At 30.1% G+C, this 11,566-nt stretch carries 12 protein-coding genes; 7 read left to right on the top strand and 5 right to left on the bottom strand.

The features are described from left to right. Positions 1–139 (bottom strand): DCC1-like thiol-disulfide oxidoreductase family protein (locus tag ACTTBL_RS03775; protein WP_440643684.1); only part of this gene is annotated, 139 nt, incomplete at its 3' end. Between the two features lie 85 nt (positions 140–224). Here ACTTBL_RS03775 and ACTTBL_RS03770 point away from each other — a divergent pair. Genes ACTTBL_RS03770 through ACTTBL_RS03760 form a run of 3 tightly spaced genes read left to right on the top strand, consistent with a single transcriptional unit; the run spans position 225 to position 3,928 of the window. Then, positions 225–1,637 carry a TldD/PmbA family protein gene (locus ACTTBL_RS03770; RefSeq protein WP_440643683.1) on the top strand — a complete coding sequence of 471 codons (1,413 nt, stop codon included), beginning with the start codon at positions 225–227 and terminating at the stop codon, positions 1,635–1,637. Between the two features lie 6 nt (positions 1,638–1,643). Beyond that, positions 1,644–2,960: a TldD/PmbA family protein gene (locus ACTTBL_RS03765; RefSeq protein WP_440643682.1), complete on the top strand. Its 1,317-nt coding sequence runs from the start codon at positions 1,644–1,646 to the stop codon at positions 2,958–2,960. Continuing rightward, positions 2,957–3,928, top strand: a complete 972-nt coding sequence (locus ACTTBL_RS03760; RefSeq protein WP_440643681.1) for an NAD(P)/FAD-dependent oxidoreductase — start codon at positions 2,957–2,959, stop codon at positions 3,926–3,928. The genes ACTTBL_RS03765 and ACTTBL_RS03760 overlap by 4 nt, the downstream gene beginning before the upstream one ends. Before the next feature lie 2 nt (positions 3,929–3,930). On the opposite strand, the gene ACTTBL_RS03755 is transcribed toward ACTTBL_RS03760, so the two are convergent. Beyond that, positions 3,931–4,611, bottom strand: a complete 681-nt coding sequence (locus tag ACTTBL_RS03755) for a DUF6134 family protein (RefSeq protein ID WP_440643680.1) — start codon at positions 4,609–4,611, stop codon at positions 3,931–3,933. Positions 4,612–4,664: 53 nt separating this feature from the next. Between ACTTBL_RS03755 and yczE the strand changes: the two genes are divergently transcribed. Beyond that, positions 4,665–5,312 (top strand): membrane protein YczE, encoded by a 648-nt coding sequence (gene yczE, locus ACTTBL_RS03750; protein WP_440643679.1) that lies wholly within the window; start codon positions 4,665–4,667, stop codon positions 5,310–5,312. Here the strand turns inward: yczE and typA are convergent. The 3 genes from typA to groES form a co-directional block, all read right to left on the bottom strand. Continuing rightward, on the bottom strand, positions 5,309–7,135 hold the full coding sequence (typA, locus tag ACTTBL_RS03745) for a translational GTPase TypA (RefSeq protein WP_440643678.1): 1,827 nt from the start codon (positions 7,133–7,135) through the stop codon (positions 5,309–5,311). The genes yczE and typA overlap by 4 nt on opposite strands. A 272-nt stretch (positions 7,136–7,407) precedes the next feature. Next, on the bottom strand, positions 7,408–9,069 hold the full coding sequence (groL, locus tag ACTTBL_RS03740; RefSeq protein ID WP_440643677.1) for a chaperonin GroEL: 1,662 nt from the start codon (positions 9,067–9,069) through the stop codon (positions 7,408–7,410). A 22-nt stretch (positions 9,070–9,091) separates the two neighbouring features. Continuing rightward, positions 9,092–9,382 (bottom strand): co-chaperone GroES, encoded by a 291-nt coding sequence (gene groES / locus ACTTBL_RS03735; protein WP_440643676.1) that lies wholly within the window; start codon positions 9,380–9,382, stop codon positions 9,092–9,094. Between the two features lie 132 nt (positions 9,383–9,514). On the opposite strand from groES, the gene ACTTBL_RS03730 reads away from it, so the two are divergent. The 3 genes from ACTTBL_RS03730 to ACTTBL_RS03720 form a co-directional block, all read left to right on the top strand. Further along, positions 9,515–10,333, top strand: a complete 819-nt coding sequence (locus ACTTBL_RS03730; protein WP_440643675.1) for a TIGR01459 family HAD-type hydrolase — start codon at positions 9,515–9,517, stop codon at positions 10,331–10,333. Then, on the top strand, positions 10,327–11,250 hold the full coding sequence (locus ACTTBL_RS03725; RefSeq protein ID WP_440643674.1) for a bifunctional riboflavin kinase/FAD synthetase: 924 nt from the start codon (positions 10,327–10,329) through the stop codon (positions 11,248–11,250). Before ACTTBL_RS03730 ends, ACTTBL_RS03725 begins: the two co-directional genes overlap by 7 nt. Beyond that, the coding region (locus ACTTBL_RS03720; protein WP_440643673.1) for a class I tRNA ligase family protein at positions 11,247–11,566 on the top strand (320 nt) is incomplete at its 3' end. The genes ACTTBL_RS03725 and ACTTBL_RS03720, both read left to right, overlap by 4 nt.

Below are 11,566 nucleotides of genomic sequence, written 5' to 3'. Positions count from 1 at the left end.
TATCATTTCTAGATGTTTCTTTTTCAGCATCTGAATTATTTGTAATATCTATCCAGTCAATATCTTTAATATTTTCTTTTTTATATAAGTTAATTTCTGATCTACAGATTTTACAAGAATTATTAAAAAATACTTTCATTTAACAATAATTAACTTTTAGTAATAAATTGTACATGCGTAAAATGATCAGTTGAAAATTATCAACAAACCACTATTTAAGATGAATGAGTATTTTCTTTAACAAATCTGATTTAACAAGACAAGATGCAGATAAAATAGTATCTGATACACTAAATAATTGTGATGATGGTGAGCTTTATTTAGAGGAATCGAAATCAGAGTCAATTTTGTTAGATGACAATAAAATAAAAAGCTCAAACTATAGTTCTGATTTAGGATTTGGCTTCAGGGCTATCTCAAATGAGGTTGTTGCTTATTCATATTCTAACGAAATATCAAAAGATTCATTAAAAAATTCCTCAGAAAATCTTAAATCAACTCTTAAATCAATTAAAGGGACATATAATCATGAAATTACAAAATCTAATAAAAAATTTTATGAAGATATTAATCCAATTGAACAAAAATCTTTAGACTCGAAATTAGAAGTTTTAAATAAAGTAAATGATTTTTTAAGAAAAAAAGATGGGTCAGTAAAACAAGTGACTGCTAGTTTTGCTGGTGAGCAAAAATCAATTGAAATTATTCGATCAGGTGGAGAAGCACTCACCGATGTACGTCCATTAATTAGATTTAATGTCTCTGTAATGTTGGAAAAAAATGGAAGAAAAGAAACGGGAGTATATGGAATAGGTGGCAGACAATCTTATGACGATTATTTAAAAAATGATAATTGGAAAAATGTTTGTGAAGAGGCTTTTAGAATCGCATCAGTAAATTTAGAAAGCAAACCAGCACCTGCTGGTGAGATGAAAGTAGTCTTGGGACCTGGTTGGCCTGCTATATTAATTCATGAAGCAATTGGTCATGGTCTAGAAGGAGATTTTAATAGAAAAAAAACATCAGCATTTCATGATCTTATTGGAGAAAAAGTTGCAAGCGAGGGAGTAACAATTGTTGATGATGGTACGATAGATAATAGAAGAGGCAGTTTAACTATTGATGATGAGGGAACGCCAACTGAGCGAACAGTTTTAATTGAAAATGGTATTCTCAAAAATTTTATGCAAGACAGACACAATGCAAGATTAATGAATACAAGATCTACCGGATCTGGAAGAAGAGAAAATTATAGACATATTGTTTTGCCAAGAATGAGAAACACAATGATGTTAAGTGGCAATCAAACTCAAGATGAAATGATCAAATCTGTTGATAAAGGAATTTTTGCAGTAAGTTTTGGAGGTGGCCAGGTAGATATTACTTCTGGAAAATTTGTATTTAATTGTACTGAAGCTTACGAAATAAATAATGGTAAAATTGGATCTCCAATTAAAGGTGCAACACTTATTGGCGACGGACCATCAATACTCAAAGAAGTGTCGATGGTAGGAAATGATATGATGTTAGACCCAGGCATAGGAACTTGTGGAAAAGCAGGACAAGGAGTTCCTGTGGGAGTCGCCCAACCTTCAATTTTGATCGATAAAATGACAGTTGGTGGAACAAAACTTTAAAGCATTATGGTTAAGGATCAAGAATTTCTAAAATCTAAAGCTTCATATTGTTTAGATTTGGCACAAAAAATGGGAGCAACTAATGCAAGTGTTACAGTTGGTCACTCAATTTCAGAAACAGTTAATTTTAGAAATAAGTCCCTAGAAGCCTCAGATAGATCAGATGGATTGGCATTAAGTATAGAAACTTATTTAGGTAAAAGAAGATCATCAATTTCATCATCAAATTTACTAGATGAAAATATTAAAACTTTAATTGAAAAGTGCTTTGAAACTACAAAAATTACACCAGAGGATGAATTTAATTCTTTGCCTGATAAAAATTTGTTAGCCAAAAAAATTAGTAGCCTCAATTTGTATGATGAAACAAGATTCGAAAATGATAAAAAAATAAAATATTTAAAAGATTTAGAGGAATCTGCTTCATCAAATAATCAAATCATAAGTACAGAATCTAGTTTCACTGAAAATAAATCAAATTTTATATTAGCAAACAGTGACGGTTTTTGTGACGGTTATAAAACTTCTTCTTTTACTACTTCATGTGTAACAGTTGCAAAAGATGAAAATAGTATGGAAAGAGACTATGAATTTTCTAGCAAACGTCATTTGTCTGATGTTAAGCAAGCAATAGATCTCGGAAATAAAGCTGCCATGCAAACTATTAGAAAATTGAGCCCTAAAAAAATTGGAAGTGAGAAGATCAGCATAATTTTTGATAAAAGAATTTCAAAGGGAATGTTAAGTGTTTTTGCAAGTGCAATATCTGCCTCCGCAATTGCAAGAGGCACTTCATTTTTAAAGGATAAAATTGATGAACAGGTTTTTGCTGATTCGATAAATGTAATTGATAAACCAGATATAATTAAAGGAATGGGTTCTCAAAACTTTGACTCAGAGGGTGTGAACTCAAATACATTACAACTTATAGAGAATGGAATACTTAAAAATTATCTTGTCGACACATACAATGGAAAAAAATTAAATTTAAAATCAAATGGAAGAAGTGGTGGAAGTACCAATTTATATTTTGAAAAAGGAAATATAAGCTTTGAGGATCTTATGAAAAAAAATTCAAGAAGTCTTTATATTACCGAAACTATTGGTCATGGTTCTAATATTGTAACTGGAGATTATTCAGTAGGTGCAACTGGTTTTTTAGTTGAAGATGGAGAATTTAAATATCCCGTTAATGAAATAACAATTGCTGGTAATTTTAAGGATATGTTCAAAAATATTATTTTAGCTAATGATTTAGAATTCGAATATTCAGTCAATTCACCAACTATGATGATAGAAGGTATGACTGTTGCAGGAAAATGAGCAGTTATTGTGTAATTGGCTCTGGAATTTCTGGAGCAACAATAGCTAATTTGTTAAGTAAAAAAAATTCTGTACACATTTATGATAAAGCTCGGGGCCCAGGTGGCAGATCTTCTTTTAAAAGATTAAATAAGTCAAGAGGATTTGATCACGGGGCACAATATATTTCTCCAAAAACAATTCAATTTAAAAAATTTATTACAAATTTATGTAAAAAAAAAATTCTAAAAAAATGGAGTGGCAAACATATTTTTTTAAACAAATTAAAAAAAGAAAATAAAAATCATGTTAAAATAATTGGCTGCAAGGGTAACAATGATATTAGCAAACATTTAATAAAGAATATAGATTGTAATTTTCAAAGTGAGTTAGAGAAGATTAAATTTGCAAACAAAAAATGGAAGCTAGTCTTTAAGAACAATAAAATAAAATATTATAATAAATTAGTATTAACTTGCCCATTCCCACAATTAAAAAAATTATCAAAAAAATTTATTAAGGACCCATTCATTAAGCAAAAAATTAAAATGGATGCAAATATTACAGTCATGATCGAAATTAAAAAAACAAATAAAAACATATCAAGTTATTTATTTAACGATAAAATTTTAGGATGGGCCGCTAAAGAAAATAGTAAAAAAAGATTTAAAAGTAATAATGATTTATGGACTTTGCAAAGTACAAGTCTATGGGCAAATAAAAAAATAAATAAAAATAGAGAAAATAAAGAAAAAAACTCAAATATTTTAATTGATCAATTTTTTAAACTTACTGGAATTAAAAAAACAAAAATATTAACCTCACTAAATCATGGTTGGAAATATTCTTCAAATTCTAGATCTTTAAAAATTAAAAGTTATTGGGATAACAAATTAAATTTAGGAGTATGTGCAGATTGGTTTGTAGGTCCTAGAGTAGAGGCAGGATGGATAAGTGCAAACGATCTTTTTAAAAAAATAAATAAATAATTTTATTCAAGATTTTTTAAGCGATATTCCCAATTTCCCATTCTTTCATATGTGACTTTAACAATCACTGAAGTTTTTTTATCAAGCCAAATGTCAAAATTTAATTTTTTATCTTCAGGAAGAGACATATCTTTAGACGTAAGTTTGAAATGATCTGTCTCGTATTCTTTGCCATTAATTGAAATGTTTTCCTTACCAATAAAAGTAACAATTTGTTCTTTAATACTTCCAGAAATAGGACTTATTTGGCTTTCTGCTTGTAAAATTTTATGACTCCACCAATTTCCAATAATATTTTTAACAGAAGCTTCACCAGAATATGAAGATCCTTTAATCTCAAACTTTTTATTATTTTTATTTAATTTTAAGTTTACAAATTTTTCTTTTTTATTTTGAAGTGTCTTTGATTGAAAAGATATTAAATTATCTTTTAAATAAATTTCTTCCCCATGTCCCTCTACTTTAAATATTGTTGCAGATAGTAATTTTACCTCAAATTTATATTGATTTTTTACTATCGTTTTTTCATCATCTCTTTTAAAATAATAATTGTTATATCCAATTACTTCATCATTTCTCAAGATCTCCATTTCTATTTTGTCAAATTTGTTATAATGACCTATATGAGCTAAAGAAATTGATGAGAAAAATATAACAAGTAAAACAATTGTAAACTTTTTCATTTGGTGGTTACAATATTAGAATTTTTCATTAATAGATATAGCTTATTATAATTATGTTTTTAAAAATTAAAAAAATTCCAAAAGTAAAATGGAGCTCAGAAAAACCATTTAATTTTAAACCAAAGTTTTCTACATTTTTTTTCTTATGTTTCGGTTTGTCTCTATTTGGATTAGGTGAAGGATTATTAATTGTATCATTCACAGGAGCCTCTCCTTGGAGTGTTTTAGCCCAAGGTATTTCCTTAAATGTTAATTTAAGTATTGGAACTATCACATTATTAATAAGTATTGCTGTTTTAATTTTATGGATACCTCTTGGGCAAAAACCAGGGATGGGTACAATATTTAATGCTTTGATTATTGCAATTATGATTGATCTTTGTATCAAGTATGTTCCAACACCATCAAATTACATTCATCAATTATTATTAGCTGTAATTTCTGTTATCATGGTTGGAATAGGTGGGGGTATTTACTTAGTATCGAATTTAGGCGCCGGACCTAGAGATGGACTTATGATAGGATTACAAAAATTAACTAATTTTCCTATAGCTGTTGTAAGAGGAACTTTAGAAATTTCAGTTGTTAGTATTGGGTGGTATTTAGGAGGAACAGTAGGGGTTGGAACTTTATTGTTTGCATTTGGAATAGGTCCTTGCGTTGCTTTAGGACTTTATTTGGTTGATAAAACTTTTGATTAGGCTGCAGCTATAGCTTTTTCGCTTTTTTTTCTTTCGTGGGGGTCAAGAATTGCTTTTCTTAATCTACAAGAGTCTGGTGTTATCTCTAAAGCTTCATCTGTATTAAGCATACTCAATTGTTCTGCAATTGACATTTTTCTTACAGGCGTAAGTACAACATTTTCATCAGTACCCTGAGTTCTCATATTGGTCAATTTCTTACCTTTCATTACATTAATGATCATATCACCTGGTTTTGGTGAAAGACCAACAATCATTCCAGGATAAACAGAGTCATTATGTGTAACAAACATTTCTCCTCGTGCTTGTAAGTTAAAGATTGCGAATGCAACAGCTTTTCCTTGTTCCATCGAGATTAAAGCTCCATTTCTTCTACCTTCCATTTCCCCTTCAAAAGGACCATAACTGTGGAATATTCTGTTGATCACTCCGTTTCCTTTTGTAAGTGTAAGAAATCTACTTGTGTACCCCATTAGGCCTCTAGTAGGTGCATGAAAAATCAATCTTTTTTTGTTTGTTCCAGTATCTTTTAATTCTATTAGTTTCCCTTTTCTTCTGTTCATTGAATCAATTACTTTTGAAGAGTGTTCTTCATCAAGGTCCATAGTAATTTCTTCAATTGGCTCAAGTTTATTTCCATTTTCATCAGTTTTGTATAAAACTTTTGGAGGGCTTACTGTCATTTCAAAACCCTCTCTTCTCATTTGAGTTAAAAGAATTTCTAACATCAACTCACCCCTACCACTAACAACAAAAGAGTCTTTTCCTTCGTTCTCTGAAAATGTGATACCAACATTATTTTGTGCCTCTTGAACTAATCTATCTCTTATTTGGGTGCTAGTTAGTTTTTTACCTTCAGTTCCAGCTAAAGGTGAAGTATTTACAGTAATTGTAATTGACATTGTAGGTGGATCTATTGGAGTTGCAGGGATTGGCTCATTTACCTCTAGGTCGCATATAGTATCAGCAACGTTTGCTTTTTCTAACCCAGCAACAACTACGATATCCCCAGCCTCACCAACATCTATCGGAACTTTTTTTGTTCCTTCATATCTAAAAATTTTTGTTAATTTTCCTTCATCAACTTTTTCACCATTTAAATTGATCGCTTTTATAGATTGGTTAGCTTTTGCAGTACCTTGTGTAATTCTTCCAACTAAACTTCTTCCTAAAAAACTATCTGCGTAAAGCAGCGTTGACAACATTGCAAAAGGTTTAGTTTTATCCAGTTCAGCAGGTTTTACGTGATCAACAATCAAATCTAACAAAGGATTTAAATTTTCTCTTGGACCATCAACTTCATGATCAGCCCAACCTGATCTTCCACTTGCATACAGGACAGGAAAATCTAATTGATCTTCATTTGCATCTAAGCTAACAAACAAATCAAATGTTTCATCTAAAACTTCATTAGCTCTTTGATCAGTTTTATCTAATTTGTTAATTACAACAATAGGTTTTAATCCTTGTTTAAGTGCTTTTGATAATACAAATTTTGTTTGAGGCATAACACCTTCTGCAGAGTCAATTAATAACAAGGCTCCATCTGCCATACTTAAAACTCTTTCAACTTCAGCAGCAAAGTCTCTGTGGCCTGGAGTATCGATAATATTTATTCTTGAATTGTTCCAATTAATTGAAGCAGGTTTAGCTAAAATTGTAATTCCTCTTTCTTTTTCAAGCTCACCGGAGTCCATTAATCTTTCATCAACAACTTCATTTTCTCTAAATGAACCACTTTGTTTCATTAAATTATCAATCAGAGTAGTTTTGCCATGATCAACATGGGCTATGATTGTGATGTTCCTTATATTATTGCTCATAAATTCTGGCTCTTATACATATTTAAAAGGATATTAAAACTCAAAAAAACTCATAACTGGCTTGAATAATATTCAAAATCCTCGATTAATTTGTCTTTTTTTGCTTATCTTTTTTAAGTTTTCTTTTTTCTTTAAAGCTCAATTTAGGTTTCTTTTTAACACTAGAGTCTTTAAATGATTTACCACTATATCTTTTTGACATAATTAAACTTCATATAAAAAAAAGGCCATCTTGAGATGGCCTTTTAAATTTTGATTTAGAAAATGAGGGATTACATACCCATTCCACCCATTCCACCCATGCCGCCCATGCCGCCAGGCATTCCACCAGGCATACCACCAGCAGCATCTTTTTCCTCTGGTTTGTCAGCGATCATTGCTTCTGTAGTTACTAATAATCCAGCAATTGAAGCGGCATCTTGTAGAGCAGTTCTCACAACTTTAACAGGGTCTATGATACCTTTTGCAAACATATCGCAATATTCTTCACTTTGAGCATCATATCCGTGAGTTTTTTTCTTTTGCTCTAATAATTTACCAACTACAACTGATCCATCTACACCAGCATTTTTAGTAATTTGTCTAATCGGAGCCTCTAATGCTTTTCTTACAAGATCCACACCAGCTTTTTGATCATCACCTTTTGCTTTGACTTTATCTAGTTCTTGAGCAGCATAAAGTAATGCACAACCACCACCAGTTACAATACCTTCTTCAACAGCAGCTCTAGTTGCATTCAAAGCATCCTCAACTCTGTCTTTTCTTTCTTTAACTTCAACTTCGGTTGCACCACCAACTTTGATAACCGCAACTCCACCAGCTAACTTTGCAAGTCTCTCTTGAAGTTTTTCTCTATCATAATCAGAAGTAGTTTCTTCAACTTGTTGTTTGATAGATGCACATCTAGCTTCGATGTCAGATTTTTTACCACTACCATTTACGATAGTACTATTATCTTTATCAACTTTTATTTTTTTACATGATCCAAGATCATCAAGTTTAACGTTTTCAAGCTTAATACCTAAATCTTCAGATATGACCTGACCTCCAGTTAAAATTGCGATATCTTCAAGCATAGCTTTTCTTCTATCTCCAAATCCTGGAGCTTTAACAGCTACAACTTTTAAACCACCTCTAAGTTTGTTTACTACCAAAGTAGCTAAAGCTTCGCCTTCAACATCTTCAGAAATAATCATTAATGGTCTACCAGCTTGAACAACAGCCTCTAAAAGAGGAACCATTGGTTGTAAGTTTGTTAATTTCTTTTCGTGTAATAGAATAAAAGGATTATCTAACTCTGTAGTCATCTTATCGCTATTTGTGATAAAGTATGGTGACAGATATCCTCTATCAAACTGCATACCTTCAACTACATCTAATTCTGTTTCAATACCTTTATTTTCTTCAACAGTAATAACTCCCTCGTTTCCAACTTTTTGCATTGCTTTAGCAATCATAGTTCCAATTTCTTTATCACCATTTGCAGAAATTGTACCAACTTGAGCTATTTCATCGCTATCTTTTACTTTTTTAGCAGACGCAACAAGACTTTCTTTTACTGTTTCCACAGCAGCATCAATTCCTCTTTTTACATCCATAGGATTCATGCCAGCTGTTACATATTTCACACCTTCTTTGACAATTGCTTGCGCAAGTATAGTTGCAGTAGTAGTTCCATCACCAGCCTCATCGTTAGTTTTGCTAGCAACTTCTTTAACCATTTGTGCACCCATATTTTCAAACTTATCTTCTAGGTCTATTTCTTTAGCTACAGACACACCATCTTTAGTAATTCTAGGTGCACCATACGATTTATCCATTACGACATTTCTTCCCTTTGGTCCTAAAGTTACTTTAACAGTGTCAGCCAAGATATTTACACCTCTAATCATTGCTGCTCTTGCTTCAGCATCAAATTTAACAACTTTTGCCATTATTTTTCTCCTTTAAATTAAATTACTTACCAGAAATACCCATAATGTCTGACTCTTTCATTATGCTGTATTCTTTACCATTAATTTTGACTTCAGTTCCCGACCATTTACCAAATAAAACTTTATCACCAACTTTAACATCCATTGGAATTAACTTTCCATCTTCTGTTTTTGCTCCACCACCTACAGCAACAACTTTACCCTCTTGAGGTTTTTCTTGAGCTGTGTCAGGGATAATTATTCCTCCAGCAGTTTTTTCACTGCTGTCTAATACTTCGATTAAAACTCTGTCATGTAACGGTTTAAACTTCATAAATTCTCCTTTATAAAACTTTATAAATATGAGCCTCATATAGATATTTCACCGCCTATTTCAAGATCAGAAAGACTTAAGGATATTAATAATGCTAGTAAATTCGGGATTTTATGGTTTATACCTTAAAATATGACCAAAAATTTAGATTTTAATGGCTTGCAATCAATCGCTGACAACTATGATCTTTTTTATATAGACTTATGGGGTGTTGTTCATAATGGGCTTAATCTTCATGAAAAAGCAATAGCTGTTTTAAATGAACTTATAAAAAAAAAGAAAAAAATCGTACTTTTAACAAATGCTCCAAGACCAAATAAAACTGTTCAAAATTTTTTAGAAAAGATGGGTATGGATAAAGTACTCAGAGATCACGTATTTACCTCAGGAGAGGCTGCATTGAATTATTTGAAAAAATATTACTTATCGAAAAAGTTTTATCACATAGGTCCACCCAGAGATTTTGATTTATTTAATTTATTTGAGAAAAATAAATGTGAAAATATTAATGAAGGCGAATATTTATTGTGTACAGGGTTATTTGAAGATCATGATAAGAATTTAAATTTTTATAAAGATTTGCTTGAAAAACATATTACCAAAAAAATGATTTGTACAAATCCTGATTTAATTGTTGATCGTGGTGAAGTTAGAGAGTTATGTGCAGGTTCTGTAGCATTAGTTTTTGAAAAAATGGGTGGAGAAGTTGTATATTTTGGAAAACCACATTCAGAGGTTTATAATCAGTCAATTGATAACAAAAATAAAAAAATATTAGCAATTGGAGATAATTTAAATACTGATATCAGAGGTGCCAATCTTTTAAATTATGATTCTTTATTGATTAGTAATGGAATACATAGGAATGAAATAAAAAATAAAGGTATCCAAAATGTTTCAAAAGAGTATGAAGCGATAGTTAATTTTATTCAATCAGATTTAAAATGGTAAAACATTATAAAAACTTTAATATTAAAAAATTACACAGAGGATCAATTATTTTAATAGGTAATTTTGATGGTTTGCATTTAGGGCATCAAAAATTATTTCAACTAGCACAGTCATACAAGAAGAAATATAATTTAAAGATTGGTGTTGTAAATTTTGATCCAATGCCAAAAATGTTTTTTAATAAAAAATTAAAAAATTTTAGGCTTTCTAATATTAATCAAAAAATTAAATTACTTAGTAACTTAAAAGTAGATTTTGTTATTACAAAAAAATTTGATAAAAAATTTTCAAAAATTAAAGCGCTAAATTTTATTACTGAAATTTTAAGTAAAAAATTAAGTTCTAGATTTATTTTTGTTAGCAATAATTTTAGATTTGGAAATAAAAGAGAAGGTGATGTTAATTTACTAAAAAAATATGAAAAATTGTTTAATTATAAAGTTGTTAAACCAGAACCATTAATTAAAAGCAAAAAAATCGTATCATCATCTTTAATAAGAAATCTTTTAGAAAAGGGTTTTTTGAACAAAGCTAATAATCTTTTAAAGAGAAACTGGACGATACAAGGAGTGGTTAAAAAGGGAAGACAAGTAGGAAAAAAAATTGGTTTTCCAACCTGTAATATAGATATCGATGATTATGTTTTAGCAAAACCAGGAGTTTATGCTGTCAGGGTTTTGAGAAAAAATAGTGATAAATATATTAAAGGAATTGCTAATCTTGGATACAGACCAACATTTAATCAAAAAAAAATATTATTAGAAGTTCATTTATTTAATTTTTCTGGAAATCTTTATAATAAACTTTTATCAGTAGAGTTTTTAAAGTTTATAAGAAAAGAAAAAAAATTTAATTATGTTAATCAATTAAGAGCTCAAATTAAAAAAGATTTGAATATTGCAAAAAAGACTAAATGACTAAATCACAAATAAATTTACCAAAAACAGCTTTTTCTATGAAAGCTAATTTGCCTACTAGAGAACCAGAAATTCTTGAATATTGGAAAAAAATAAATCTTTACGATGAATTAAGAAACCAAAGTAAAGGGAGAGAAAAATTTGTTTTACATGATGGTCCCCCGTATGCAAACGGAAATATTCACATGGGGACAGCTCTAAATAAAATTCTTAAAGATATAATTGTAAAATTTCATCAAATGGATGGAAAAGACTCCATTTACGTTCCAGGGTGGGATTGTCATGGCTTACCAATTGAATGGAAAATTGAGGAACA

The organism is Candidatus Pelagibacter sp. HIMB123, assembly GCF_052048195.1.
Classification (GTDB): domain Bacteria; phylum Pseudomonadota; class Alphaproteobacteria; order Pelagibacterales; family Pelagibacteraceae; genus Pelagibacter.
This window is presented reverse-complemented; position numbering and strand designations above follow the sequence as displayed.